At 46.9% G+C, this 26,934-nt stretch carries 24 protein-coding genes, 1 riboswitch and 1 other annotated feature; of the genes, 18 read left to right on the top strand and 6 right to left on the bottom strand.

The features are described from left to right. A partial coding sequence (locus KNQ15_RS02720; protein ID WP_214727629.1) for a helix-turn-helix domain-containing protein occupies positions 1–381 on the bottom strand: 381 nt, incomplete at its 3' end. 191 nt (positions 382–572) lie between these two features. On the opposite strand from KNQ15_RS02720, the gene KNQ15_RS02715 reads away from it, so the two are divergent. From KNQ15_RS02715 to KNQ15_RS02695, 5 genes are all read left to right on the top strand, one after another. Then, positions 573–1,739, top strand: a complete 1,167-nt coding sequence (locus KNQ15_RS02715) for an iron-containing alcohol dehydrogenase (RefSeq protein ID WP_214727627.1) — start codon at positions 573–575, stop codon at positions 1,737–1,739. Positions 1,740–1,852: 113 nt separating this feature from the next. Next, the gene (locus KNQ15_RS02710) at positions 1,853–3,202 is read left to right on the top strand and encodes a glucose-6-phosphate isomerase (RefSeq protein WP_047393465.1); all 1,350 of its coding nucleotides are present in this window, start codon (positions 1,853–1,855) and stop codon (positions 3,200–3,202) included. Between the two features lie 172 nt (positions 3,203–3,374). Then, the gene (ytkD, locus tag KNQ15_RS02705; protein WP_047393467.1) at positions 3,375–3,848 is read left to right on the top strand and encodes an RNA deprotection pyrophosphohydrolase; all 474 of its coding nucleotides are present in this window, start codon (positions 3,375–3,377) and stop codon (positions 3,846–3,848) included. Further along, positions 3,820–4,575 carry an alpha/beta hydrolase family protein gene (locus tag KNQ15_RS02700; protein WP_214727625.1) on the top strand — a complete coding sequence of 252 codons (756 nt, stop codon included), beginning with the start codon at positions 3,820–3,822 and terminating at the stop codon, positions 4,573–4,575. The genes ytkD and KNQ15_RS02700 overlap by 29 nt, the downstream gene beginning before the upstream one ends. Before the next feature lie 174 nt (positions 4,576–4,749). Beyond that, on the top strand, positions 4,750–6,006 hold the full coding sequence (locus tag KNQ15_RS02695) for an EAL and HDOD domain-containing protein (RefSeq protein WP_214727623.1): 1,257 nt from the start codon (positions 4,750–4,752) through the stop codon (positions 6,004–6,006). Between the two features lie 123 nt (positions 6,007–6,129). Here KNQ15_RS02695 and pckA read toward each other — a convergent pair whose 3' ends face one another. Further along, a complete protein-coding gene (pckA, locus tag KNQ15_RS02690) occupies positions 6,130–7,698 on the bottom strand; it encodes a phosphoenolpyruvate carboxykinase (ATP) (protein ID WP_029342390.1) in 1,569 nt (522 codons plus the stop codon). Positions 7,699–7,932: 234 nt separating this feature from the next. Beyond that, positions 7,933–8,059: riboswitch (SAM riboswitch) on the top strand. A gap of 128 nt (positions 8,060–8,187) precedes the next feature. Here pckA and metK point away from each other — a divergent pair. The 3 genes from metK to KNQ15_RS02675 all read left to right on the top strand — a co-directional run bounded on the left by metK (position 8,188) and on the right by KNQ15_RS02675 (position 10,806). Next, complete coding sequence (gene metK / locus KNQ15_RS02685; RefSeq protein ID WP_023469108.1) at positions 8,188–9,396, top strand: methionine adenosyltransferase; 1,209 nt, start codon at positions 8,188–8,190, stop codon at positions 9,394–9,396. Between the two features lie 138 nt (positions 9,397–9,534). Then, positions 9,535–10,023 carry a GNAT family N-acetyltransferase gene (locus KNQ15_RS02680; protein WP_069940898.1) on the top strand — a complete coding sequence of 163 codons (489 nt, stop codon included), beginning with the start codon at positions 9,535–9,537 and terminating at the stop codon, positions 10,021–10,023. A 78-nt stretch (positions 10,024–10,101) separates the two neighbouring features. Beyond that, positions 10,102–10,806 (top strand): alpha/beta fold hydrolase, encoded by a 705-nt coding sequence (locus tag KNQ15_RS02675; protein WP_050678620.1) that lies wholly within the window; start codon positions 10,102–10,104, stop codon positions 10,804–10,806. Positions 10,807–10,856: 50 nt separating this feature from the next. Here KNQ15_RS02675 and mnmM read toward each other — a convergent pair whose 3' ends face one another. Then, a complete protein-coding gene (gene mnmM / locus KNQ15_RS02670) occupies positions 10,857–11,456 on the bottom strand; it encodes a tRNA 5-(aminomethyl)-2-thiouridylate-methyltransferase MnmM (RefSeq protein ID WP_256375409.1) in 600 nt (199 codons plus the stop codon). Between the two features lie 153 nt (positions 11,457–11,609). On the opposite strand from mnmM, the gene KNQ15_RS02665 reads away from it, so the two are divergent. The 5 genes from KNQ15_RS02665 (at position 11,610) to KNQ15_RS02645 (ending at position 18,568) form a co-directional block, all read left to right on the top strand. Beyond that, entirely contained in the window at positions 11,610–12,788 is a 1,179-nt protein-coding gene (locus KNQ15_RS02665; RefSeq protein ID WP_047393473.1) for an MDR family MFS transporter, read from the top strand. Between the two features lie 184 nt (positions 12,789–12,972). After that, positions 12,973–14,007, top strand: a complete 1,035-nt coding sequence (locus KNQ15_RS02660) for a peptidoglycan bridge formation glycyltransferase FemA/FemB family protein (protein WP_214727621.1) — start codon at positions 12,973–12,975, stop codon at positions 14,005–14,007. 94 nt (positions 14,008–14,101) lie between these two features. Beyond that, the gene (locus KNQ15_RS02655; RefSeq protein WP_214727612.1) at positions 14,102–14,746 is read left to right on the top strand and encodes an HAD family hydrolase; all 645 of its coding nucleotides are present in this window, start codon (positions 14,102–14,104) and stop codon (positions 14,744–14,746) included. Positions 14,747–14,784: 38 nt separating this feature from the next. Further along, positions 14,785–15,007, top strand: a binding site (T-box leader). A 46-nt stretch (positions 15,008–15,053) separates the two neighbouring features. Beyond that, complete coding sequence (leuS, locus tag KNQ15_RS02650; RefSeq protein ID WP_214727610.1) at positions 15,054–17,459, top strand: leucine--tRNA ligase; 2,406 nt, start codon at positions 15,054–15,056, stop codon at positions 17,457–17,459. Positions 17,460–17,590: 131 nt separating this feature from the next. Continuing rightward, entirely contained in the window at positions 17,591–18,568 is a 978-nt protein-coding gene (locus KNQ15_RS02645; RefSeq protein WP_029342383.1) for a hypothetical protein, read from the top strand. 59 nt (positions 18,569–18,627) lie between these two features. Here KNQ15_RS02645 and KNQ15_RS02640 read toward each other — a convergent pair whose 3' ends face one another. Next, on the bottom strand, positions 18,628–19,899 hold the full coding sequence (locus KNQ15_RS02640) for a BaiN/RdsA family NAD(P)/FAD-dependent oxidoreductase (protein ID WP_214727608.1): 1,272 nt from the start codon (positions 19,897–19,899) through the stop codon (positions 18,628–18,630). 192 nt (positions 19,900–20,091) lie between these two features. Here KNQ15_RS02640 and KNQ15_RS02635 point away from each other — a divergent pair, with 192 nt between their 5' ends. Together KNQ15_RS02635 and KNQ15_RS02630 are read left to right on the top strand one after the other, a co-directional pair. Beyond that, positions 20,092–21,756, top strand: a complete 1,665-nt coding sequence (locus KNQ15_RS02635; RefSeq protein ID WP_214727607.1) for a putative polysaccharide biosynthesis protein — start codon at positions 20,092–20,094, stop codon at positions 21,754–21,756. Continuing rightward, positions 21,743–22,462, top strand: coding sequence for a pseudouridine synthase (locus KNQ15_RS02630; protein WP_214727605.1), 720 nt, complete (start codon positions 21,743–21,745; stop codon positions 22,460–22,462). Before KNQ15_RS02635 ends, KNQ15_RS02630 begins: the two co-directional genes overlap by 14 nt. A gap of 58 nt (positions 22,463–22,520) precedes the next feature. On the opposite strand, the gene KNQ15_RS02625 is transcribed toward KNQ15_RS02630, so the two are convergent. Together KNQ15_RS02625 and KNQ15_RS02620 are read right to left on the bottom strand one after the other, a co-directional pair. Further along, positions 22,521–23,153, bottom strand: coding sequence for an SDR family oxidoreductase (locus tag KNQ15_RS02625; RefSeq protein WP_214727603.1), 633 nt, complete (start codon positions 23,151–23,153; stop codon positions 22,521–22,523). Between the two features lie 108 nt (positions 23,154–23,261). Then, a complete protein-coding gene (locus KNQ15_RS02620) occupies positions 23,262–23,480 on the bottom strand; it encodes a DeoR family transcriptional regulator (RefSeq protein ID WP_023469095.1) in 219 nt (72 codons plus the stop codon). A 321-nt stretch (positions 23,481–23,801) separates the two neighbouring features. Here KNQ15_RS02620 and pepV point away from each other — a divergent pair, with 321 nt between their 5' ends. From pepV to thpR, 3 genes are read left to right on the top strand one after another with little or no spacing between them, the layout of a single operon-like run. Further along, complete coding sequence (pepV, locus tag KNQ15_RS02615) at positions 23,802–25,199, top strand: dipeptidase PepV (RefSeq protein WP_214727601.1); 1,398 nt, start codon at positions 23,802–23,804, stop codon at positions 25,197–25,199. 59 nt (positions 25,200–25,258) lie between these two features. Continuing rightward, entirely contained in the window at positions 25,259–26,407 is a 1,149-nt protein-coding gene (locus KNQ15_RS02610; RefSeq protein WP_214727599.1) for an MFS transporter, read from the top strand. A 7-nt stretch (positions 26,408–26,414) separates the two neighbouring features. Beyond that, entirely contained in the window at positions 26,415–26,933 is a 519-nt protein-coding gene (thpR, locus tag KNQ15_RS02605) for an RNA 2',3'-cyclic phosphodiesterase (RefSeq protein WP_214727597.1), read from the top strand. Position 26,934 lies beyond the last annotated feature (1 nt).

The raw sequence follows: 26,934 nt of genomic DNA, 5'->3' as shown, positions 1-26,934 counted from the left end.
CTTTCCTTTTTGTCGTAAAACGCCTAAATCGCTCTTGATGAATCCTTTATATATCCATCGATAGATTGTACTGTACGATGGTCCCTGTTTGTGAAAGAGCCGTCTTGCGATCTGTTCGGGAGACCATGTCTCTCGCAGTTTCGAAAGGATACGTGAGCCAAGCGAAGCGCTGAACAGCGTGCGTGCTCCACAATTCTTTTTTTGCATCTCATAACGCCGCCCGGCGTTGATCGCATTGTAGGAAGGATTCCGTTTTAGCTCACGTGAAATCGTAGACGGCTGTCGTCCGAGATGCTGAGCGATCTTTCGCATTGAAAATCCAAGCTCTAGATAAGTTTCTATTTTGACTCTTTCTGATGTGGTAAGATGAACATAGCTCATAACGAATCCTCCGTTGAATTTTGTGTGGTAACTCTATTCTACACGAGGTCGTTATGGGTTTTTTTGTGTTTTCAGCTAGGTGTTGCACTTAATATTACAATTCGTCACATAGAATAAGCATTAAATTAGATGCGAAAGGGGAATGTGTGGATAATGTAAGGTGTTCATTACTTATTGAGGAGGCAACACAGATGGAAAACTTTGAATATCGCAATCCAACAAGACTTATTTTTGGTGACGGTCAAGTCAGCCAACTGAAACCACAACTCGAAGCACTCGGTGCAAAGAAAGTCATGCTCGTCTTTGGTGGCGGTAGTATCAAACGTAACGGCGTTTATGATGATGTTACACGTGAACTCAACGCGGCAGGAATCGAGTACGTCGAATGCGACGGTGTCGAACCGAACCCGCGTATCGAGACAGCAGAGCGCGGTATCAAAATCGCACGGGAAGCAGGCGTTGACGCATTGCTTGCACTCGGTGGCGGTTCTGTCATCGACTGCACGAAATTGATTGCTGCTGGTATTCCTTATGAAGGCGAAGCGTGGGATCTCGTCATCGGTAAAGCAACACCAGAAACAGTCACCCCATTCGGAACAGTCTTGACGCTTGCAGCAACAGGTTCTGAGATGAACTCAGGATCGGTCATCACGAACTGGAAGACACAAGAGAAATACGGTTGGGGCAGCCCGCTTACGTTCCCAACATTCTCAATTCTTGATCCGAAGTACACAGTCAGTGTGCCAAAAGATCAAACGATCTACGGTATCGTCGATATGATGAGTCACTGCCTTGAGCAATACTTCCACCCTGCGCATGCACCGGTCCAAGAACGGATGACAGAAGGTGTCATGAAAGCAGTCGTCGAAGCAGCACCAAAACTCGTCAACGATCTCGAGAACGTTGAACTTCGTGGCACGATTCTCTTCGCTGGTACGATGGCACTTAACGGTGTTCTTCAAATGGGAGCACGCGGCGACTGGGCATCACACAACATCGAGCACGCTGTCTCAGCTGTTCACGATATCCCGCACGCAGGTGGACTCGCAATCCTCTTCCCGAACTGGATGCGCCACGTGCTTGACGAATCAAATGCACATCGCTTCGTGACACTCGGTGAGAACGTCTTTAACGTTGATACGGAAGGTAAATCAGAGATGGAAGCAGCACACGCGACAATTGACGCGATCAGTGCTTTCTGGACATCACTCGGTGCACCAAACCGTCTTGCTGATTACGACATCAAAGAAGATACAGTTGATGCAATCGTCAAGTCAGCGATGACACGCGGCGACTTCGGAAACTTCAAATCACTTGGAAATGAAGATGTTCGTCAAATCGTGACAGCTGCCCTATAACAATCTGTAACATTTGCTAATCATTTCACAAAAGACTTGAACGACCTTCCTTCTTGCGTTTTAATGAAAAGGAAGGTCGCATTTCGTTGCGAATGAATAAGGAGGACGATGGCATGTCAACAGTACGTTTTGATTATTCGAAGGCCCTACAATTCGTAGGTCAACATGAAGTAGATCATATGGCGGAGACGGTAAAGACGCTTCACCATGCGATTCATGAAGGAACAGGCGCAGGAAGTGATTTCTTAGGATGGGTAGATCTTCCGACGAACTACGATCAAGCGGAGTTTGCACGCATCCAAGCGTCTGCAGAAAAAATCAAGTCGGATTCTGATGTGTTGTTAGTCGTCGGAATCGGCGGTTCGTATCTCGGTGCGCGTGCTGCAATTGAGATGCTCGGACACTCATTCCATAACTTGTTATCAAAAGAAGATCGCAAAGCACCACAAATCATCTATGCAGGTCATAATATCTCATCGACGTATCTGCACGATTTATTCGAAGTCCTCGAAGGAAAAGATGTATCGGTCAACATCATCTCAAAATCGGGTACAACGACAGAACCAGCAATTTCGTTCCGTCTCTTGAAATCGTTCATGGAAGAAAAATACGGTAAAGCAGAAGCGAAACACCGGATTTATGCAACGACGGATAAAGCACGCGGTGCATTAAAAACACTCGCAGACTCTGAAGGATACGAAACTTTCGTCATTCCGGATGATGTCGGCGGCCGTTTCTCTGTTTTGACACCGGTTGGTCTATTACCAATCGCAGCAGCTGGTATTTCAATCGAAGAGTTGATGCAAGGTGCCCGTGACGCGCAAGAGCGCTATGCGAGCGAAAACCTAGCTGACAACGAAGCGTATCAATACGCGGTCGTCCGAAATGCGCTTTATGCGAAAGGGAAGACGATCGAGCTTCTCGTCAACTACGAACCAGCACTTCATTATGTATCGGAGTGGTGGAAACAATTGTACGGCGAGTCAGAAGGAAAAGACTTCAAAGGGATCTTCCCAGCAGCAGTCGACTTCTCGACGGATCTCCACTCGATGGGACAATATGTCCAAGAAGGTCGTCGTGACCTGTTCGAGACAGTCATCAAAGTCGGTCAAGCGCGTCATGCGTTGACGGTTGAAGAAGATGCTCAGGATCTCGATGGATTGAACTTCCTTGCAGGCAAGTCGATTCAATTCGTCAACGATAAGGCGGCAGAAGGTACGTTGCTTGCGCACACGGACGGACAAGTACCGAACTTGACGGTCGAACTTCCAGAGATGACACCGTATCACCTCGGATTCCTGTTCTACTTCTTCGAAAAAGCTTGTGCGATGAGTGGTTACCTCCTCGGAGTGAACCCATTTGATCAGCCAGGCGTCGAAGCGTACAAGAAAAACATGTTCGCGCTTCTTGGGAAACCAGGATTCGAAGCAGAAAAAGCAGAACTCGAAGCACGTTTGAAGTAATGTGAAACGACAGTCGATCGTTCCCTTGTGGAACATCGGCTGTTTTTTTGCGTTTATCGGATGATAGTAGGAGATCATTTTCCAGATTTACAGGTAATCCTAGCGTTTTCACTTTTAGAATACCCGTGAAACAGGTAAAGTGAAGTTAGAAGAAGAAATGAGGTGCACGTACGTGATTACATTCTTGGATTATTATCAAAATCAAGTAGAATTAAGTTTTGATGACCATCCGTTCTCGGATCGTCCCTTGCACGTGTGGGTCATTGCCGTGTACGAAGGAAAATGGTTGCTGACCCATCATAAGCAACGTGGGTATGAATTTCCCGGCGGAAAGGTTGAACCAGGTGAGACAGCAGAAGAAGCCGCACGTCGTGAAGTGATGGAAGAGACAGGTGGGAAAATCGATTCTCTCTCATATGTCGGACAGTATCGTGTTGCCGGAAAAGGTGATACGATCATCAAAAACATCTATTTCGCGCAAATCGGATCATTGTCGTCTCATCTTGCCGTGGATGAAACAGACGGTGCTTTTCTATTCGAGGAACTCCCTGATCGTCTCGATACGAATCGACAATACAGCTTCATGATGAAGGACCGTGTCCTTCCGGAGACGCTCCGTGTACTTAGCGAACGCCGATTGGTTTGAACTTCCGCGTCAAGGTCCGTTTCGTACGTTTCGGATGTTCTATACCACAGGGGATGGGGAACGGGTCGGTGCCTATATCGTACTCCCGCAAGTCGCAAATGGTCAGGGAATTCTCTATTTGCGTGGTGGAACGCGTTCGATCGGAATGGTCCGACCGACACGACTGCTCGCGTTCGCACAGGCTGGCTTTTTTGTCATGGCACCTTTCTATCGGGGGAATTTAGGCGGTACGGGAAAAGAAGACTTCGGTCATCACGATATCGAAGACGCCTGCAGTGCCTTTGACTGGTTGCAGCAACGTGTCTCGCATGTTCACGCATTCGGATTTTCACGTGGTGGACAGATGGCGTTGCTACTCGCGCATCACCGTCCAGTCGCTCGAACGGTGTCCTGGGCAGGGGTGACCGAGTTGAAATGGACCTATGAAGAGCAGAAGACGATGCAAAAGATGCTTCGTCGCTACACGGGAGGTACACCCGACACGGTTCCTGATGCATACGCGGTTCGCTCTCCGCTTCATGTCGCACCTCAAGGTGAAGTGTTATTGATACACGGTGCGTATGATGAAAACGTTCGTTTACGCCACGCGACGGCTTATGCTGCGCATCATTCCGGAAAGACGATGCTTCAGACTTACGCCTACGCGCATCAATTTCCGATTCATGAAAAGTTACGTGTGACGCGGAATGTATTGAATTGGTTTGAGACTGGTATCTATAATCGATGATGTAACCGATACGACGAATGTCGTATCGGTTTTTTTGTCATCTAAAGAATCGGACTTACATACATAATAGGAAAAAAAGAATATTGATTCGTTGTAAAAAACAACAAACTTCCTAAAAAATAAATTTTGATATAATTAGAACCATATGAGTAATGTAGAGGGGGATGGAGGACGATGGATATCTTATTAGCACGTCAACCCATCGTTGACCGAATCGGAGCAGTTGATGCATTTGAGTTGCTGTATCGTTCCGTCAAACAAATGAATGTATTCGACGGTGATCTAGCGACAATAGATGTATTAACGAATACACTTGTTCATATGGGTGTGGAGCACGTTGCTGAAGGTAAAAAACTTTTCGTTAACTTTACAGCAGATCTCTTAAAAAGTGATCTGATTCACTATTTAGATCCAAGTCGGTTCGTTATCGAAATTTTAGAAACTGTCGACATCGATACAGAAATGTTATCTGTGTTGCACAGTTGGAAAGAAGCAGGTTTTACGCTAGCACTCGATGATTTTGTAACGGATTTACTTCGTCAACATGGAACAGAATTATTCGCACTAATTGATTTAATTAAAATCGACATCGAAGCGATTCCCACTCGTGAGCAAAGTGCGATCTTGCATATTGTCCGGCGTAATTATCCCCATATTAAGATGCTTGCCGAACGAGTGGAGACACACGCGGATCATACACGTTGTCTTGATATGGGATATGACTGGTTTCAAGGCTATTTTTACGCTAAGCCAATGTTGATGAAGGGAAAAGCTGTCCCTCCTCAATTGCCGGTATTGCTGAAGATGCTAAAATGGCTCGATACGGACGAAAAATACGATGAAGTCATTGATGAGATTGAAGCAAATCCGTATATCAGCATTCAAGTACTGCAACTGATCAATTCTCCGGGCATGGGATTACGAAATACGGTCAGCTCTGTTCGTCAAGCCATCTCATTGCTAGGCTTCTCGCAACTCAAAAGCTGGATTTCGTTAATTGTCTTACGCGAGATGAAGCTTGCTAGTCCTTACGAATGGTCAAATGAGTTACTCCGGTCTTCCTTACATTGTGCAAAACTTTGCGAGTTGTTTGCGAAAGAGACGCGTACGTTAAAGCCGGAGAGTGCTTATATGATCGGTCTGTTATCACATATTGATGCGTTATTGTCTGTGGATATCGACGACATCATCGACCAACTGCCAATTGAAGATTCTCTAAAGGTCGTTCTACAAGGAAAAGATCATCCGTTTCGGGATTGTTTAGTGCTTGCAATCAGTGCAGATCGCGGTGATTTTGATCAGTTCGAACTGCTCAGTCAACGTTTAGGTGTCTCGCTTACTCGTTCCTATGCGCTATTAGCAGAAAGTCAGGAGTGGCTCAAGCAAAAAGAAACACATCTTCAAGAAAAAACGAATTCTGTTTTAGACTAAAAAAGAAGTGCATGTTTTTCTTGATTGAGAAAAACGTGCACTTCTTTTTTTGTTAATCATGAATTAATTTCTTAAGAGATTTACCGATTTCTAAGCTTAAAAAAAGAGCCCGAGGGCTCTTTTTTATAGACGTGGACCAGCTGACTTGATTGCATCTGTCGCACTTTCGAAGCGAAGGAAATTGTGTTGGAATTTCTCAGCAAGCGAACGCGCTTGTGTGTCGTATTCGTCCGGATTCGACCAGACGCGTACCGGATTGAGTAACTCGCTTGGAACACCTGGAACTTCAAGTGGCATATGAAGTCCGAAAATCGGATGTTCTTCTGTTGGAATCGTTGCAAGTGTACCGTTGACGGCAGCATTGACCATCGTCCGGGTATAGGATAGCTTCATGCGGCTACCTGTACCGTAAGCACCACCCGTCCAGCCTGTATTGACGAGATAGACGGTAACACCATGACGATCAATCAATTCTCCAAGCATCGTCGCATACTTTTCAGGCATGAGTGGAAGGAACGGTGAACCGAAGCACGTCGAGAACGTTGCTTCCGGCTCCGTTACACCACGCTCTGTTCCAGCGAGTTTTGATGTATAACCTGATAGGAAGTGATACATCGCTTGTTCTTTCGTCAACTTGCTGATCGGAGGCAAGACACCGTACGCATCAGCCGTCAAGAAGACGATCGTCTTCGGGTGACCAGCGCGTGATGGAACAGCGATGTTATCAATTGCTGTAATCGGATAAGCAGCACGCGTATTTTCCGTCAACGATGTGTCATCGTAATCAGGGTGACGTGTTTCATCAAGAACGACGTTTTCAAGAACCGTTCCGAAGCGGATTGCGTCAAAAATCTGTGGTTCTTTTTCACGTGACAGGTTAACCGTCTTCGCATAACATCCTCCTTCGATGTTGAAGACACCATCGTGTGACCAACCATGTTCGTCGTCACCAATCAATTGGCGGCTATCATCAGCGGAAAGGGTGGTCTTACCAGTCCCAGATAGACCGAAGAACAAGGCAACGTCACCTTCGTGTCCGACGTTTGCCGAACAGTGCATTGAAAGAACGTTTTCTTGTGGCAAGAGGTAGTTCATGACGGAAAATATTGATTTTTTGATTTCGCCCGCATACTCCGTTCCACCAATCAAGACGATTCGGTGTTCGAACGACATGGCGATGAACGTCTCAGAGTTCGTTCCGTCAACGGCAGGATCTGCCTTGAAATGTGGTGCGTAGACGACCGTGAACGGTTCAAAGGCAGCCACTTCAGGATATTCGCGTAAAAAGAGTTGTTTGGCAAAGAGATTATGCCAAGCGTATTGTGTGAGCACACGGACCGGAAGGGTGAAGTGCGTATCTGCACCTGCTGCAGCTTCTGTGTAGTAGAGATGATCGGCTTCGTTCATGTAACGAAGAACCTTCTGCAACAATTGTTCAAATTTGTCTCCATCCATTGGTTGGTTAACGTGACCCCAATCAATGTGAGACTCGCAGGAAGAATCACGGACGATGAACTTATCTTTTGGTGAACGACCTGTAAATTTCCCCGTTTCTACAGATAATGCGCCGTTCTCAGCAAGGACACCTTCTTCGTTTCGAATCGCATGTTCGACAAGTTCAGCAACAGATAGTTGTTTGAACACATGCTCTTTCTTGAGTAGTTCTTCGATATTCAGGACCGTCATCGGCATCCTGACCCCACCTTTCCCCTACGTTGGTTTTGGCTCATCGCATTTAGTATGACACATTTATTATATATGACATACTAAAGGGAGAGCAATCATTTTCTGGTGCTGATTTCTATTTATCTGGAAACGCTTTCAGCATTAACAGTTTAACATCTCTTTCAAAAAGTTTCGACTAGAATTTGAAACCTTGCTTGACAGAGTAGTTACAACTTTATATCATGTAATTCGTAACGGATACTCTTATTCTGAGCAGGTGGAGGGAACAAGGCCCGAAGAAACCCGGCAACCGTCCTACATTAATTCACATATTAATGAGGGAAAAGGTGCTCTCCTGAAGCGAAGTAAACACTTCGAACGATAAGAGGGTAAAGGAAGAACGCACAACCTTTCCCTGACCATTTTTTGGACTTGGAAAGGTTTTTTTCATTTTACCGTCCCACTCAACTAGGGGAAATGAGTACACCGTCAAATTCTTTTTTGGGAGGGTCATACATGACAAACCTTAATCGCCGACTTTTCACGTCGGAGTCAGTCACTGAAGGTCATCCAGATAAAATCTGTGACCAAATTTCGGATTCAATTCTTGATGCAATCCTCGCAGCGGATCCAAACGCACGTGTTGCGGCAGAAACTTCTGTTACAACAGGTCTCGTTCTCGTTGCAGGTGAGATCACGACATCAACTTACGTCGACATTCCAAAAGTCGTTCGTGAAACGATTCGTGAAATCGGTTATACACGCGCGAAATACGGTTTCGACGCGGACACGTGTGCTGTATTGACATCAATCGATGAGCAATCAGCAGACATCGCTCTTGGTGTCGACCAAGCGCTTGAAGCACGTGAAGGTAGCATGTCTGATGCAGAAATCGATGCTATCGGTGCAGGAGACCAAGGTCTCATGTTCGGTTACGCAACGAAAGAAACACCAGAACTCATGCCACTTCCAATCTCGCTTTCACACCGTCTCGCACGCCGTTTGGCAGAAGTGCGTAAAAACGGTCAACTCGACTACCTTCGTCCGGACGGAAAAACACAAGTCACGGTCGAATACAACGAGAACAACGAGCCGGTTCGTGTCGATACAATCGTCATCTCGACACAACACGCAGAAGAAGTCACGCTTGAGCAAATCCAAGCTGACTTGAAAGAACACGTCATCACACCGGTCATCCCGGCTGAATACATCGACGCAGCAACGAAATTCTTCATCAACCCAACTGGTCGTTTCGTTATCGGCGGACCACAAGGAGATGCTGGATTGACTGGTCGTAAGATCATCGTTGATACGTATGGTGGATACGCACGCCACGGCGGTGGAGCATTCTCAGGTAAAGATCCAACGAAAGTCGACCGTTCAGCTGCATACGCAGCACGTTACGTCGCGAAGAACCTCGTTGCTGCAGGTCTTGCAGACAAAGCAGAAGTTCAACTCGCGTACGCAATCGGTGTCGCGCACCCAGTATCAATCGCGGTTGACACATTCGGCACAGGAAAACTTCCTGAAGCGCAACTCGTCGAATTGGTTGCTGAAAACTTCGATCTTCGTCCGGCTGGAATCATCAACATGCTTGATCTCCGTCGTCCGATCTATCGTCAAACAGCTGCATACGGTCACTTCGGTCGTACAGATGTTGAGCTTCCATGGGAGCAAACAGATAAAGCAGCAGTTCTTGAAGAACAAGCAAAACGTTTCGCATAATCAAAAAGTCCGAGAACCCTACGCGGGTTTTCGGACTTTTTTTGTTTACGGGGAACTTTGCAGGAAACGAATGTTTTTTCTAGAAGAGGGTAAAAGTACATGAGTCGATTCGTATGAATACAAAGGGGGGTTCCGATTATGGAAATACGCGAAGCTATTCCAGCTGATGCAGGACGTATTCATGACATTGCCGTCACATCTTGGTTGGATACGTATGCAGAAATCTATTCCGAACGTTCAAAAGCGCATTTCGTGCAGGAGGCGTATCCGCAAGAAGAAGTCGTTCGTGCGATCCGGACGGCGGAAGAAGCACGGGGAGAGTATTTTTATGTCGGAATCATCGACGAGGAAATCGTCGGTTTCATTCATGCTGTTGATGTTGAGGGAACGTGGGAGATCGTTCGTCTGTACGTCTTACCGAAATATCAGCAAAATGGTATCGGGCGACGTCTGATCCGTGAACTCGAACGACAAGGTGCCGTCCCACTCGAAGTCTACGTGGAAGCACGTAACTATAAAGCACGTCAGTTCTTGACCTCATTTGGTTTTGAAGAACTGAGTGAGATGACGGAAGAAGTCTTTGGGCAAGTAGAATCTGTCATTCGTCTTCGCCATGTCGCCTCGTGAAATCCGTCTTGGGACGGTTTCGATTGCGTTTGAAATAAGGTATCGTGAAAAGGAAGTATGAAGTGAAGAGGTGAGTTTGTGGTTGAACAACCAACAGGAATCATCGTATTAGTCTATCCGTTACAACTGCGTGCCCGTCCGAGTGAAGCTTTGATTCGGGTACTCGAACGAGAGTATGAAGTATTGCTCGTCGACGCGCCACGTCGTATCTCGTTTGAAGAACATGGTCAACTATTAAAAGAAGCATTACGTGAAGCCGGAAAACGTAAGCTACCGATTCATATCGTCGCCTGTAGCATGGGCGCACTCGTCGTCAATCGTCTGTTGCAAGAATATGAATTACCGGTCGCCAGTCTGTCGTTCATTTCACCGTTGTTTGATTGGCACCCTTCAAAACAACTCGGAGGCGTCAAACAAGTCTTCGCAAGTGCGTTCGATCGTTTCCGACCTGATGCGCCACTCGGTACGTTACCGTTTGGTCAAAGTACGGAAGATACTGTTCGTATCGGTGAACTGACCTATGCACAGTACCGGGAAATCGAAGAAGAGATCGTCGTACATGACGAGGAACGAAAAAAACTGCCGCGTGTGAACTTGGCTTGTTTTTATGCACCGGACGATCAATTCGCAGACGTCAAGTTGACGCTTGAAGTATGCCGGAAAATGGGTGGCGATCAGATTTACTTACAACGTCTACACGGATTTCCGCATTTTAGTTTCGAACGGTTGAACACACGGTTTGCAGAAAAATTAATGTTGTTCTTTAAGCTTGTGGAAGAATGAAATAACAAAAGTGATGCCTCTAAAAAAAGGCATCACTTTTTTGTGTCCAATCATCCGCGTACTTTTTTCTCGATTGCGATGATGAACGGTGGATGATTTTGTTGATTCAAGAAACGGTACTGAAGAACGGCGTAATCTTGCTGATCAAGGGCTGTCACGTAATCGAGGACAGCGTCGCGCTCTCGTTTTCCTTCCAGGTGACCGTGATAGACGACGAGGACGACAAGACCGCCGGGAGCGAGGACCGGGAGGAGGGCATCGAGTGCTTCGAGCGTCTCTTCACCTGTCGTTGTGATCGATTTGTCGCTTCCAGGCAGATATCCGAGATTGAAGACACCGGCACGAACGGGACGTTGTTCGTCCGAAAGACGGGCACCGACATGGATGTGGCTTTCATGATAAAGGTCGACGCGTGCTAACATTCCGGCTTCGTCGAGACGTCGCGTCGATTCCTCGATGGCTTGTGCCTGGACATCGAACGCAAGGACTCGACCTTCTGGACCGACGCATTCTGCTAAAAACTGCGTATCATGTCCATTTCCGGCAGTCATGTCGACGACGCAGTCTCCGGGCTCGATAACGGACTCGAGTAATTGTTTCGTATAAGGTAGTACACGGGCAAGTGACATGGCATAGACTCCTGTTCCTATAGTCTGTTTTTCTAGTAATGGTTCAGTATGTGCAAGATTCTTTCTGCATTATATCATTTTTTGATTCGTTGACGAAAAGCGAAGTGGCTTGACAGACAAGGGACGGATTGCGTAAAGTGGCAAGGTTGAGAATGAAATAGGAGGACCACAGGTATGCCAAAATTACCAAAAGCGGTCTGGATCCTTGTCCTTGCGATGGCCATCAATACGACGGGATCCTCTTTTTTATGGCCGTTTAATACATTATATATACATGAATATTTAGGAGAGTCGATGACGAAAGCAGGGATGGCGTTGTTCGTCAACTCGGCCTTAGCAATCGTCGGAAACTACTTAGGTGGAAAAGCGTTTGACCGTCTCGGCGGCAAGAAGACGCTCGTCATCAGTGTCATCGGACTTGTTCTGTCTTCCGTCGGCTTGTTGCTGTTTCATCAGACGTACCTCGGATACGTCGCGATGCTTGGATTGATTGGATTCGTCGGTGGGATGGTTTTTCCGACGATCTACGCGATGACGGGTGTCATTTGGCCTGAAGGCGGGCGTCGTGCCTTTAATGCGATCTATGTCGCACAAAACGTTGGTGTAGCGCTCGGAACAGCTGTCAGTGGTCAAATCGCTGCCTTTTCGATTCAGTACATCTTCATCGCCAATCTCGTCCTCTATATCGCCTTTGCCATCATTTTGTTCGTCGGGTTGTCCTGGATTCAGGCACCAGCGCGGATGCATGCGGCCCATGAAGAGACCGAAACGACACGCACGCCCCTTGCACGCGGTGCGGCACGGACGATGTTGCTCGTCTCGATTGGTTATGCCTTACTTTGGTTCGTTTATGTGCAATGGCAGGGAACGTTTGCTGTACACACGAAATCGCTCGGTGTCACGATTTCCGAATACTCGATTCTTTGGACGATCAACGGAGCACTCATCGTGTTCGCGCAACCTTTACTAACACCAATTCTTCGTTGGTTTGGAGATGACTTAAAACGACAACTGATGACCGGTACCGGAATCTTCCTCTTGTCTTATCTGATCGTTCCGTTCGCCGGTGGCTTCAAGATGTTCCTCGTCGCGATGATCATCCTGACGGTCGGTGAGATGTTCATCTGGCCAGCGGTTCCTGCTATGGCGGCGAGACTCGCGCCAATCGGAAAAGAAGGAGAATTTCAAGGGTACGTTAATATCGCTGCTTCAGCAGGACGGATGATTAGTCCGACCGTTGGAGGGTTGATCTACGACTTATCCGGTATGTCAGCGGTCTTCTTGACATTGATTGGATTGATCCTGTTAGCGGGCGTCGTCTTCCTTCGTGCCATTCCTAAAATCACATCATGAGCATCATCTGTGAGACAGCGGACACTTTGATCCGCTGTCTTTTGTTACGTCTTTCGTTCTAAGAACATAAAATAAACATTTAATAATATGGAATATTTCGGCAAAGAAACGGGTACTTTCTAATCAAGAACTTGAAAAGAAAGGTCATATGAACATTGCTTCTTTTTTGACTGGAGGTGCACGAATGGAAAGGTGTCAATTCATCACAGATGCCGCAACTTGGACGACACACGTACAGCAACAGCCTCTTGATATCTTCTACAGTCACCAATACGTCATGCTCAACGCTAGACCGTCTGAGCAAGCGGTGCTATTCCGTTATGAAGGTGATGCAGGAACACTATTTTATCCCTTTTTAAAGCGTCGGATTTTTGATACACCTTATTCAGATCTCATCACGCCGTATGGCTACGGTGGACCGGAAATCATTGGTCAACTGACTGCGACTGAAATGCAGCATGCACGCTTATTGTTCGAAAGGTGGGCAGAGCGAGAATTGATCGTTTCGGAAATGATTCGCTTTAATCCATTGACGGGGAATGAACGCTTCATGCGGGATTGGACGAAAGTCTCTTTCATCCGTCATACGACGAGTATCGATTTACGCCCTTCAATAGAGGACATCATGCAAACATTTCATAAGAAGACGAGAAGTATGATTCGCAAATCGCTTGCCTCTCCTTTAACTGTTAGAACAGGAACACGAGACGACCTATCTGTTTTTGTAGCGTTGTATCATGAAACGATGGACCGGAAGAATGCTTCGGCTCATTACTATTTTACAGCGAATTATTTTGAGCAATTATTTGAAGCAAATCGCCTCTGTGAGCCATTGTTACTGATTGCGGAAATCGACGGAGAACCTGTTGGTGGATACTTCGTATTGCTCGGAAAAGAATATGCCCACGGTCATTTGATTGGTTGTAAGCGGGATGAAGCGAAGGTGTTTCCGAATCAGCGACTCGAGTACGAAGCGATTCTTCAGGCGAAAGCACGCGGTCTCGTCGAACAACATCTCGGGGGTGGATATCAAGAACGGGATAGTCTCTTTGAGAGTAAATGCCGCTATACTGGATATCGACTATTTGAGTATCATCAAGGAAAATCGATTCTTCAACCAGCCATATACGATCAGTTATGTATACGATACGGGTCAGATGCCGATTCGGATTATTTTCCGGCTTACCGACAAACCAGTGTCCAAATGGCGACAAGTTAAACAGTAAGTAAATGAAGAAGGTGAAACGACTGCATTGTGTAGTCGTTTTTTTGATATGCTGAAATCATGATAGATCAATAAAGGGGGATGTGTCTTGAAAAAACGAGGTCTTATTTTTGATATGGATGGGGTCATCTTAGATAGTGAAATTCGCTACTTTGAGGTCCATCAGCAGATGTTTAAAACGTTATCGATTCCGCTCGATCCGGTTCAGTATGCGACGTTCATGGGAAAAACAGGAGATGAGATGTGGGAAGAACTTGTCGCGCAACACGACCTTCCAGAAACAGCGAGTGCGTTACTTGAAGAAGAATATCGCTTGTTTCAAATTCATGCAAAACCGGAAGAATGTGGTTTAAAAGAGGGAGTCAAACAAGTCATCGAACAAGCGGCGTCTCTTGGTTATGATATCGGGATCGCCTCTTCAAGTTCGCTTCAAAAAATCGAAGGCGTCATCCGTCATTATGAGCTTCCAATCACGCATTACGTCAGTGGGGAAGAAGTCGTGCGTTCGAAGCCAGATCCTGCGATTTTTCGACTTGCAGCATCACGAATCGGACACGCACCTGAAGATTGTCTCGTCATCGAAGACGCTGCGAACGGGATGATCGGTGCAAAAGCAGCAGGCATGGAAGTGATTGCGCTTCTCGATGACCGGATGCCGACGCAACGTCTAGAACAAGCGGATCATGTGGCGCGATCGCATGCAGAAATCGAGGAAATTTTACGGAAGCGTTGACGCTTGAGGAAGAAACAGATTACACTAGGAAAAGATAGTCAATTGCATGGAACTGAAGTAGTAGGGGAAAGGTGCCGTCAAGAGAGCTGGTGGAAGGTGCGAACCAGTCGGTAACAACCGTGAACTCGTCAGGGAGCACGATTCGTGAAGTCGTAGTAGCGAATCCGGTCTTTCACACCGTTATCCGTGAATCAAGCGGTCTGTCATAGACAGACAACGTGGGTGGTACCGCGGAAGCCAAACCGGTCTTTCGTCCCTATTCCTAGGGGCGGAGGACCGGTTTTTTTAGATTAGAGGAGGAAAAGACATGCCGTACAATCATCGCGAAATCGAACCAAAATGGCAGGCGCGTTGGGATCAAGACAACGCCTTCGTCACGACAGAAGATCCAGAAAAAGAAGGGTTTTATGCCCTTGATATGTTCCCGTATCCGTCAGGTGCCGGACTCCACGTCGGTCACCCTGAAGGCTACACAGCAACGGATATCCTCGCACGGATGAAACGGATGCAAGGATATAACGTCCTTCACCCGATGGGATGGGATGCGTTCGGGTTACCAGCAGAACAATATGCCCTCGATACAGGGAATGACCCACGTGAATTCACAGCAAAAAACATCGAGACGTTCAAGCGTCAGCTGAAAGAACTTGGATTCTCCTATGACTGGGATCGTGAAATCAACACGACGGATCCGAAGTACTACAAATGGACACAGTGGATCTTTACGAAGTTGTATGAAAAAGGACTTGCGTTCGTGGACGAAGTCGCGGTCAACTGGTGCCCGGCACTTGGAACCGTTCTTGCGAATGAAGAAGTCATCGACGGATTATCTGAACGCGGAAACCATCCGGTCGTGCGTGTCCCGATGCGTCAATGGGTCTTGAAAATCACGGAATATGCAGATCGTCTTCTTGAAGATCTTGATGACCTTGATTGGCCGGATTCTGTCAAAGAAATGCAACGGAACTGGATCGGAAAATCAGAAGGTGCTGAAATCGACTTCACGATTGATGGACACAAAAAACAAGTCACGGTCTTTACGACACGTCCGGACACAATCTTTGGTGCGACGTACCTCGTGCTTGCGCCGGAGCATCCATTCGTAGCTGACATCACGACAGCGGATCACAAGGAAGCCATCGATACGTACATTTCGCAAGTCCAAACAAAGTCGGATCTCGAGCGGACGGATTTAGCGAAGGAAAAAACAGGTGTCTTCACGGGTGCTTTTGCCGTCAACCCAATCTCAGGCGATCGCCTTCCAATCTGGATCGCTGATTATGTCCTTGCTTCGTATGGAACGGGTGCAATCATGGCTGTTCCAGGACACGATGAGCGTGACCATGAATTCGCGAAACAATTTGACTTGCCAATCGTTGAAGTCGTCGCGGGTGGAAACGTTGATGAAGCAGCCTATACAGGAGAGGGCGAACACGTCAACTCACATATGCTTGATGGTCTTGGAAAACAAGAAGCAATTGAGACGATGATTGCTGAACTCGAAACGAATCAAGTCGGACGTAAGAAAATCACGTATCGTCTCCGCGACTGGTTGTTCAGTCGTCAACGGTATTGGGGCGAGCCGATTCCAGTCGTTCATATGGAAGATGGTTCGATGAAGACGCTCAGCCAAGAGGAATTACCGCTTGAACTTCCGATCATTCCGGAAATCAAACCGTCTGGTACAGGCGAATCACCACTTGCGCTTGCGGAAGACTGGTTGGATTATACGGATCCCGAAACAGGAATGAAAGGGCGTCGCGAGACGAATACGATGCCACAATGGGGCGGAAGCTGCTGGTATTATCTTCGTTTCATCGATCCGCACAATGAAGAGGCGATCGCAGATCCAGAAAAATTAAAATACTGGCTTCCAGTTGATATTTATATTGGTGGAGCGGAACACGCCGTTCTCCACTTGTTGTATGCGCGCTTCTGGCATAAAGTATTGTATGATGCAGGCGTCGTACCAACAAAAGAACCATTCCAGAAGTTATACAACCAAGGGATGATTCTTGGAGAGAACAACGAGAAGATGTCGAAATCACGCGGTAACGTCATCAATCCGGATGAAATCGTCAAATCGCATGGTGCGGATACGTTACGCTTGTATGAAATGTTCATGGGACCACTCGATGCATCAGTTGCCTGGTCTGAAAACGGTCTTGACGGTGCGCGTCGTTTCCTCGACCGCGTCTGGCGTTTGTTCGAACGGACAGCAGACATTCAGGACGTCGCAGAAGTCGATGCTGACTTCGAACGGACGTACCACCAGACGGTCAAGAAGGTCACAGAAGACTTCGCGAACATCCAGTTCAACACCGGAATTTCGCAACTCATGGTCTTCGTCAACGAAGCAAATAAGCAACCAGTTCTTCCACGTCACTTCCTTCGTGGATTCATTCAATTGTTAACACCAGTCGCACCGCACCTTGGTGAGGAACTCTGGGAACAACTTGGATTTGAAGAGACATTGACGTATGCGGCATGGCCAACATTCGATGAATCGAAACTGGTCAGCGATACGATGGAATTCGTCATTCAAGTGAACGGAAAAGTTCGCTCGAAAATCGAAATCAACATCGATGCGACAAAAGAAGAAATCGAAGCACTTGCCTTCGCTGATGAAAAGACACAAGAATGGATCGGCGACAAAACAGTTCGTAAAGTCATCGTCGTACCGAAAAAATTAATCAATATCGTGGCAAACTAAGCCATAGCCCCTTTCATTCGCTTGACGCGGATGGAAGGGGTTTCTTCATTTCCGTCGCAAGTCCGCTTTTTTTTTGAACGACCTTCTGCTACACTGAATCAGAAACCGAGAAAGAAAGGCGAGTACCATCAATGAAACGATCTTATATAGTCTATACAACGATTTTTGCTGTCGTTTCGGGGTTGATCCTTTGTATACTGCTCGTCTTCTCGAAGCCGGAGACATTGTCACGTATTCAGGAAACGTTCGCGAAAATCGAGACGCAATCGAAGCATCAGGCAGCCGTTAAACAGGTGCCACCGAAAACGCCTTCAGCTATTCCAAATCCAGAAGAGCCGTTAATCAAAAATGTCCAACAAATGTTATATGATGATTCCATTGGTTCGTACCTCGTCGTCACAGACGATTATCGTTTCTTTGAAATCAGTGGAACCGGAGAACGCATCAATGCATCTTTCCAGTTAGAAGAAGGAAAGTTGTTGCTCGCTGGTCTTGACGGTATGACCCTCGTTGACGGGGAGACCGTCGCGCTGTTGACGTCGAATCAGATTCTGGTCACGATTACGCGAAAAGATGGTGTCTGGAGCGAAGAAAAACGTGAAAAAGTACAAGGAACGACGATACGGGACAGTTTCCACGGTCTTGGATATGATACGAAGAAGAAAGAATTCTATACGATTAATCATATTCGAGCACTGGGACGAGTCGAGGTGACCTATTTTGCGATGAAAGAGGATAAGATCAAGATTGATCCTGACGCCTCGGAAAAGAAAAAACGTGCGTTGAAGAAAAAACAGAAACCACCTTATCTGTCAGTCATCAAACGGGAGAAAATCGAAGCGGCGAGTGGGATGCGAAGTGATGCGAAGAAATCGTTCGAGTCTGAGTTCCGACCGATTGGTCTTGCTGAACGACAAGGTCGGATCTACACACTGGATTCAGAAGCCCTCTATCTCTATTCGATCGATCGAAAGGACAAAACGATCACGGGCGAGACAGCCAGTCCGAAAGTATATGGTTCGAAGGGGATTTTCGTGCAAGATAATGAGTTGTTTGCATTAGTCGTCACGGATAAATTCTCAAGCCGATCGTTTACACCGATCGATTAAATCCTGACACAATAAGACCCGATTCCTCTGCTAAACAGAAGAATCGGGTCTTATTCATATTAAAAGACAGAGTCACGTGCCATCTCTGCAGCGTGACTACCGGCGCAATGACCCGTCACGAATGCAGCTGTGATGTTGTAGCCACCTGTATAGCCATGGATATCAAGAATCTCCCCGGCAAAGAATAACCGCTCAGCCTTTTTCGACATCATCGTTTTTGGATCAATCTCTTTGATCGAGACGCCACCACCCGTGACGAAAGCTTTATCAAAGTCGAGCGTTCCTGTTGCTTTCAGTGGGAATCGTTTTAATTTTTGCAAGAAGTCCGTCCAGTCCTGTTTCTTGACTTGTGTGCAGACTTCATCGCCAAACCCGATTTGAGCAAAGAGAAGTTCAAGCAGACGTTCCGGCACGAAGCCGCGGAGGGCATTGCGCACCGTTTTCTTGGGATTGGCTGCAAGTGCGGCTTGGAAGCGTTCCGTTAACGCACCGAGTGATTCGTCCGGGAAGAGATCGATTGATAGATGGACGATCGTCTCCTTCGAACGTTTGCGCTCCTTGATCGTGTACTGGCTACAGCGTAAAGCAATCGGACCGCTTAAACCGAAGTGTGTGAAGAGTAGATCACCCGTATGTGTTTTGATTGCTTTATCCTTTTTACCGTGGACCGTTAAGGCGACGTCACGCAGCGACAGCCCTTGTAATGTTTTTTCGTGAATGAACGTATCCCCTAATAAGATCGGGACTTCGGTCGGGAAGAGCTCTGTGATCGTATGACCCGCTTTTTCAGCCCACGGATAGCCGTCGCCTGTCGAACCGGTATGCGGAACGGATTGTCCGCCAACCGCGACGATACAACTCTTTGCTTCAAGGCGTATGCCGTTCTCTAAGAGGACAGCGGCAAAAGAACCGTCTGGATGGAAGTCGAGCGTAGCGACTTGCGCGTCTGTTTGAATCTCAGCACCATGCGCGCGGATTTGATCAATCAATACACGAACGACATCTGCGGCTTTATCCGAAACAGGGAACATCCGCCCGTTGTCTTCTTCTTTGAGTGCGACACCAAACCCTTCGAAGAGTTCGATGATCGATTCATTGTTGAATTGAGAGAAGGCGCTGTAAAGAAAACGTCCGTTTCCCGGAATCGACTGGACGAGCTCATCGAGTGGTTTTCGGTTCGTGACGTTGCAACGTCCGCCGCCAGAGATTGCAAGTTTCCGACCTAATTTATTTCCTTTATCAAGCAGGAGCGTCCGTGCTCCAGCTTGTAAAGAGGCGAGCGTCGCCATTAAGCCGCTCGGTCCGCCTCCGATTACGATTACATCGTACATATGGTCACCTCATTCATAGAATTCTGCTTGTTTCACTTTAGCAGAAGTTGTGACTGTAAACAAACCGTCTCTTTCAATTCAAGATAGACAGCGGTATAATGATTTGCAATTGTGTACGAGAGAACTTGTATAATGAGACAGTCACGATCAGAGTGTCGAGTTTAAAAATTAGAAAGCGTGAGGGATGTTACCATGTCCACAGTCAGTAATAAGCAGTCTACTTCTTCCGGCAATTCAGGATTCGTTCGTGGAACGATGCTCCTGTCCGGTGCGTCACTGATTTCCCGCGCACTGGGTTTGATTTATCTCTTTCCGTTTCAGTTCATGGTCGGCGCGACAGGCATCATGTTCTATACCTATGCCTACAACTATTATGCGATCATGATCGGACTCGCGACAGCGGGGATTCCTGTCGCCGTCTCGAAATTCGTTGCGAAATACAATGCATTAGGAGAGTATGATACGAGTGAACGATTATATCGGTCTGGTCTAAAAATCATGTCCTTGACCGGGATTGTTTCCTTCCTCGCTTTATTCTTTCTCGCACCGTATTTAGCACACCGGGCCATTCCGGGTGGTGACGTTGATTCAGCAGCATACGTTGATGCTGTCACGATGACGATTCGTGGCGTAAGTTTCGCTTTACTCTTGATTCCACCGATGAGTATGACCCGAGGTTACTTCCAAGGGTATCAATCGATGGGGCCAACAGCGATTTCGCAAATCTTGGAACAAATCGTCCGGATCATTTTCTTGCTTGCAGGAGTCAGCATTGCGATTTATTTATTTGATTCAGGTGCAGCATTTGCCGCAACGATTGCAACGTTCAGCGCCTTCATTGGCGCAATCGGTAGTGTCGCGGTTCTGATCTATTATTTCCGCAAACGTGCCAGCGGCTTGCAGGAACTTCGTGCTACTCAAACCGTCCGTTCGCCGGATCGCCCGTTAACGGATTTGTATAAAGAATTATTGACGTATGCGATTCCAATCGTCATGGTCGGTCTTTCGACACCCCTTTATCAAGTCATCGATCAAAATACGATGAATGCCGCCTTACAAAGTATCGGCTACACGCTCGAAGCGGCTGGAAACGCGACTGCCTATCTGATTGCGGATAGTCATAAGATTGTCTTGATTCCGGTATCGGTCGCAACAGGATTGTCGTTGTCGGCAACTCCACTGTTGACAGCTTCCTTCACGCAAGGCGATATGCGGAAAGTACGGGCTCAAATCTCACAGATTTATCAACTTGTTTTCTTCGTGACGATTCCGGCAGTCGTCGGAATGATTCTTTTAAGCGAAGAAACGTTCCATGTGCTCTTCCCGAAAGACCAAGCAGCATGGGTCTATCTGTTAAGCTATGCACCGAGTGCCTTATTCCTTGCCCTGTATTCTGTTTCGGCAGCAGTCCTTCAAGGGATTAACCGTCAGTACTTCACGATCATTGCAACACTTGCTGGATTACTTGCGAAGTATCTCTTGAATGCGCCGTTGATTCATTTGACGGGTGATGGAACGGGTGCTGGTTATGCGACGATCATTGGTTATCTCGTTGCGACAGGATTGATGTTCTTCCGGATCACACAAACAGTGAAGTTCCCATTCAGTACGGTCTTGCGCCGGACATCATTGATTCTAATCATCAGTGCATTGATGGGGGCGGGTGTCGCGCTCGTCAAGTGGGGAATGGTGTCCTTCTTACCAGAGACGACATGGGCATCTCTTTTGATCCTGATCATTGGTGCGGCAGTTGGAATCGTGATTTTTGCTGGACTCTCGATTTGGAGTGGTTTAGCAGAAGTCGTATTAGGACGGAAAATTTCATTGAAACGAGGACGAGGTCATGCGTCTAGATAAATTATTATCTAACATGGGGGCAGGCTCCCGAAAAGAAGTAAAACTTTTGCTTAAGGCAGGAGCAATTCAAGTCGATGGTGAAATCGTGCGTGATCCGAAACAGCATGTCGATGTTGAGTCGCAACAGGTTCTGATGTACGGCGAACCGGTCACGTATCAAAAATACATTTACTTGATGATGAATAAACCACCGGGTGTCATTAGTGCGACAGAGGATAAACGAGATGAGACCGTCATCGATCTGTTGTTCGAAGACGTGACGTATTTCAAACCGTTTCCGGTCGGACGACTCGATAAGGATACAGAAGGCTTGTTGTTACTGACAAACGATGGAGCATTCAATCATGCCTTGATGTCTCCGAAGAAACACGTTGAAAAAACGTATTACGCGGAAGTGACAGGTGTATTGACGCAAGAAGACGTCGAGGCAATTGCGGCAGGCGTCACCTTAGAAGACGGTTATCAGGCAAAGCCAGGAAAACTTGTGATCTTATCGACGACAGAAACAGATTCAACGCTTGAATTGACGATCACGGAAGGGAAGTTTCATCAAGTCAAACGGATGATGCTTGCCCTCGGTAAAGAGGTCACGTTCTTGAAACGGCGTTCGATTGGTCGCTTGGAGCTTGATCCGGCACTTGCACTCGGGGACTACCGTGAACTGACACCGGATGAATTATCCTTGTTTGATTGGCAACCTGAATAAGCAAAACGAAAGGCGATGGAATAATGTACATTCCATCGCCTTTTATTGTGGAATTCAATTATTGGTTACGTAGTGCTTCCGCGATCGAATAAGGACCGCTGAGTACTTCGAACACACGAGATTGTGTCGGATGATCAATCAAGTGAACGAACAGCGCTGCCACATCGTCACGAGGCACCTTACGATCTTCGTATGAATCAAAATGCTCTTTCGTTTCAACAGTACCTGCTGGGTCATCGTAGCTGAGTGGACCAGGACGGACGATCGTATAATCAAGTCCGCTTTCTTTTAGGTGAGCATCTGCTGTTGCTTTCGATTCGAGATATACTTTTAGTTCGCCTTTCGGTTCTTCTGTACCGACTGAACTGAGCATTAGGAAACGATTGATTCCGTTCGCTTTTGCTGCATCGATGACTTTGATCGCACCTTCCTGATCGACGGCACGTGTCAATTCGTCCGATGCGCCACCAGCACCCGCTGCAAAGATGACGACGTCCGCGTTACTGACGACGCCACTGACATCCTTCGTCAAATCCCCAAGTCTGACTTCAGATGCACCGAGTGCAATCAAATCGTTGATTTGATTTTCTTCCCGTACGACAGCGATCGCTTGGTGATCTCCTTGTTTAGCGATCAATTCGACCATTTTGCGTCCCGTCGTTCCGTTTGCTCCAATGATTAAAATATTCATTCTTATCATCTCCTTCTCCCAATAGCTATACCCCACGTTTTAAAAAAGATAACAAAAAAAGACGCGAAGAATCGCGTCATCGAAAGATATACATAGTGAAACAGTGGATCAACCCGCTTGCTTTTGTTTCTTACTCGACGTCCATGTACCGCGTCGAGGGCTCACAATGAGATTGTTGTATTCGAGCACGTTCAAATCCCGCTGGACGGTCCTTGAAGTGATGCCAAACTCTTCAACCAACTCTGCTGTCGTAGTAGCTCCGTTCTCTTGGATGTAGAGATAAATCGATTTAATCCGGGTCAACATACGGTCTGTAGAATCTTTCATTGGTATAACCACTCCCCCAATGGATAGAATAGTGTTCTAAAGCTTCGGGTGACAAAAGACAATGCAATATCCAGTTGTTTCGCCTTTAGTATAACGTTTTGATATTAAAATGCAAGTAATTTAACCGAACGTTTTCATAAAAAACATATTCAAATGGTTTGTAAAGTCGATGATTCAGGTTTTATTTCAGATTAATGTTCGTCATTTCAATAAATAAAAAAGAAAACAGAATTTGGATGTTCGTATCTGAACGAATATTCGCTATACTAGGAAGGTGTATAGGAAACGAATCCAAAACCCGTAATGAAGGAGCGAAATCAGATGGTGAATTGGAAAGAGGAAGTACTCGCACGTCGCGAGGACTTATTAGAAGATTTAAAAGAACTATTACGGATTCCGAGTGTACTCGACGAATCGACGATCGAAGAGGGCGCACCGTTTGGTCATGAAGTCAAACGTGCCCTCGATTGGATGCTCGCGACAGGGGAACGCGATGGGTTCACGTCAAAAAATGTCGATGGGTATGCAGGACATTTGGAGTATGGTCAAGGGGAAGAGTTACTCGGTATTCTTTGTCACTTAGACGTCGTACCAGCTGGTGGCGATCACTGGACATACGGTCCATTCAACCCGACGCTTGTAGATGGAAAACTGTATGCGCGTGGAGCAATCGATGATAAAGGACCGACGATGGCAGCTTATTATGCTTTGAAAATCGTCAAAGAGCTTGGCTTACCACTCTCGAAGCGCATCCGTCTGATTGCAGGAGGGGATGAGGAGAGTGAATGGCGTTGTGTCAATCATTACTTCAAACATGAAGAGATGCCAACACTCGGTTTTGCACCAGATGCCGACTTCCCGATCATCAATGCGGAAAAAGGACTCTATGACGGGTTATTGATTCAAGGGAAACCAGCGCAAGCATCTGATACAGGCTACCATCTCGTTCGCTTTGAAGGTGGTGAACGTCCAAACATGGTTCCAGGTCATGCCCAAGCGCTTCTTCGTGTCGTCGAAGTAGGAACGCTTGAAACGGATTTCCATGCTTATCTTGAAGAACAAGGTTTGACGGGAACAGTCAAGCAAGAAACGGAAGGTCTCGTCCTTGATGTCAACGGTGTCGCAGCCCATGCGATGGAGCCGGACAACGGTAAAAATGCTGCTTTACATTTGGCACGTTTCCTCAATACGCTTCACTTGGATTATAACGGTCGTCGTTACATTCAACTCGTGACGCATATGTTCCGGGATTCTCGCGGTGTAGCGATCGGTGTCGCTGCTTCAGACGAGACAGGTGACTTAACGATCAATGGCGGTGTATTCCGTTACGCTGAAGAGCAAGGAACGGCATCGATTAATATCCGTTACCCGTATACAGCAGACTTCACGGAACGTCTGCAAATCATCAAGGAAGCCGCGGCAGGATATGGTTTTGAATTGCAGACGCGGACGCATATGACACCGCACCATGTTGATCCAAACCATGAATTGATTCAGACGCTAAGTGCCGTTTATGAGCGCCATACGAACCAATCAGCTGATTTGATAGCAATTGGTGGCGGCACATATGCGCGGTCGTTGACGGCGGGAGTAGCTTTTGGTCCAGTCTTCCCGGGTGGTCCTGAAGTTGCCCACCAAGTCGATGAATATGTTGATTTTGATGAACTATTGCTTGCTGTCGCAATCTATGCAGAAGCGATTTATGAGCTCGCAAAATAATGATTGATGATCCCCGCATCGTAAAGATGGGGGGATTGCCTCTTGAAAGGAAGTTCCGTGTGAAAAATCGTCAAACCTATCATTTCCAAGCTTTATATTTCTTTATTTTCTTTGGACAAGGAGCACTCATTCCGTACCTCGCGCTTTATTTCTCAAACGACGCGTTCGGACTGTCGGCTTCAGAGATTGGAACGATCGTTGCGATTGGACCGATTCTCTCCATTTTCCTACAACCCATCTGGGGAATCGCGGCGGATCGCCTCGGGAAACCGAAACGACTCTTGCTCGTCGCGATGCTTGCTGCCGGTTTCTTTACATTAAGCTACATATTGACGTCTGCCTATCTGCTTTTATTATTGATTTCGTGTATCTGGGCATTATTCCAGTGCGCACATATTCCACTCGTTGATACGTTAGCGATCGAATATACGCGAAAACGCAAGGTGGACTACGGGGCATTACGTCTTTTTGGATCAGCCGGTTTTGCCTTAGCAGTCTTCATCCTTGGGCAAATCACCGAGGATGGCGGACTCGGTCTGATTTTTTATGCGACTGGTGCAGCGTGGGTTCTTGGTTTCCTTGTATTGATCGGTATAGAAGAGACAGGGAGCGCACATGTTTCACATCGGCAACAAACCCCGTTAAAACAACTCTTTTCGAACCGTCGCTTCCTGCTATTCTTAGCGGGAGGGAGTTTGATCTTCGGACCGATCTTCGCCAACAATTATTACTTTGGCAGCTACGTCACGATTCGTGGCGAGACGACGGCACTCGTCGGAACATTATTCTTTGTCGCCGTTCTGTGCGAAATTCCGTTCATGCGCATCGCCTCGCGTCTGTTATTACGATTCGGAGCGATTCCGGTTCTTGTATTCGTCTCCTTGTTGTCGGCTGCGCGGACGGCGATGATTGCTTTAGAACTTCCAATCGTCATGCTGTGGGTATTATCTGCGATGCAAGGAATGATCGTAGGTCTGTTGATTCCTGTCGCCTTAGATTATGTCCGATCGCTCGTTCCAGAGACGATGGTCGCGACAGCTGTCAGTACATACATGGCAACGACGACGGGACTTGCGACAGCGTTGTTTAATCTGATGAGTGGTTTTGTACTCGAGAAGAGTACAATCTATATCGTCTTTTGGGTATATACAAGTAGTAGTGTTCTCGGTGCCGTGCTGTACGGCATCAGTGGTCGAATGAAGGAGTGAAGATGCGATGAGACAGGAACGACACTTTTTCATTGCCTTACCGATTCCTTCTGAAGATTTAGCGAATATCGCTAAGTGTTTATCTCTATCTGATTATTTTCGAAACATCTATACGTTAGAAGAGTACCATTTGACGCTTCGTTTCTTTGGTCCAGTGGAGGAAAAAGAACAGCAGTCGTGGAAACAGCAGTTACAGCAGATCGCACGTACGATGGAACCTTTCGTGCTACGATTCGATCGTTTGATCACGTTTGGTCGGGATGAACGACCACGCGTCGTAGGATTTGGAACAGAATCGGAGGAGTTGTTTCAATTAGTGGAACAGATTGATCCGAATTCGACCAGACCATTCGTTCCGCATGTCACGATCGCGAAAAAATGGCGCGCTGAGGCAGCCGAATGGGAGACGAGTCCGATACAATCAGTAGAGTGGATTGTTCGTGAACTCGTTCTATTTGAAGTACGACCAGAGGTTTCACCGCGATATGAGCCGGTTTACCGGATTCATCTAGGTGAAGAGGAATGAG

Origin of the sequence: Exiguobacterium sp. s168 (genome assembly GCF_018619035.1) — a bacterium.
GTDB lineage: Bacteria > Bacillota > Bacilli > Exiguobacteriales > Exiguobacteriaceae > Exiguobacterium_A > Exiguobacterium_A acetylicum.
Note: the sequence above shows the minus strand (reverse complement) of the source record. Positions and strands in the feature narration are given on the sequence as shown.

Excerpts from the sequence above, each read along its gene's own strand:
- KNQ15_RS02635 (WP_214727607.1), top strand. The coding sequence starts at position 20,092 with ATGTCCACAGTCAGTAATAAGCAGTCTACTTCTTCCGGCAATTCAGGA.
- pepV (WP_214727601.1), top strand. The coding sequence starts at position 23,802 with ATGGTGAATTGGAAAGAGGAAGTACTCGCACGTCGCGAGGACTTATTA.
- KNQ15_RS02665 (WP_047393473.1), top strand. The coding sequence starts at position 11,610 with ATGCCAAAATTACCAAAAGCGGTCTGGATCCTTGTCCTTGCGATGGCC.
- KNQ15_RS02660 (WP_214727621.1), top strand. The coding sequence starts at position 12,973 with ATGGAAAGGTGTCAATTCATCACAGATGCCGCAACTTGGACGACACAC.
- KNQ15_RS02695 (WP_214727623.1), top strand. The coding sequence starts at position 4,750 with ATGGATATCTTATTAGCACGTCAACCCATCGTTGACCGAATCGGAGCA.
- leuS (WP_214727610.1), top strand. The coding sequence starts at position 15,054 with ATGCCGTACAATCATCGCGAAATCGAACCAAAATGGCAGGCGCGTTGG.
- pckA (WP_029342390.1), bottom strand. The coding sequence starts at position 7,698 with ATGCCGATGACGGTCCTGAATATCGAAGAACTACTCAAGAAAGAGCAT.
- KNQ15_RS02630 (WP_214727605.1), top strand. The coding sequence starts at position 21,743 with ATGCGTCTAGATAAATTATTATCTAACATGGGGGCAGGCTCCCGAAAA.
- KNQ15_RS02640 (WP_214727608.1), bottom strand. The coding sequence starts at position 19,899 with ATGTACGATGTAATCGTAATCGGAGGCGGACCGAGCGGCTTAATGGCG.
- thpR (WP_214727597.1), top strand. The coding sequence starts at position 26,415 with ATGAGACAGGAACGACACTTTTTCATTGCCTTACCGATTCCTTCTGAA.
- KNQ15_RS02625 (WP_214727603.1), bottom strand. The coding sequence starts at position 23,153 with ATGAATATTTTAATCATTGGAGCAAACGGAACGACGGGACGCAAAATG.
- metK (WP_023469108.1), top strand. The coding sequence starts at position 8,188 with ATGACAAACCTTAATCGCCGACTTTTCACGTCGGAGTCAGTCACTGAA.
- KNQ15_RS02715 (WP_214727627.1), top strand. The coding sequence starts at position 573 with ATGGAAAACTTTGAATATCGCAATCCAACAAGACTTATTTTTGGTGAC.
- KNQ15_RS02710 (WP_047393465.1), top strand. The coding sequence starts at position 1,853 with ATGTCAACAGTACGTTTTGATTATTCGAAGGCCCTACAATTCGTAGGT.
- KNQ15_RS02620 (WP_023469095.1), bottom strand. The coding sequence starts at position 23,480 with ATGAAAGATTCTACAGACCGTATGTTGACCCGGATTAAATCGATTTAT.
- KNQ15_RS02680 (WP_069940898.1), top strand. The coding sequence starts at position 9,535 with ATGGAAATACGCGAAGCTATTCCAGCTGATGCAGGACGTATTCATGAC.
- KNQ15_RS02645 (WP_029342383.1), top strand. The coding sequence starts at position 17,591 with ATGAAACGATCTTATATAGTCTATACAACGATTTTTGCTGTCGTTTCG.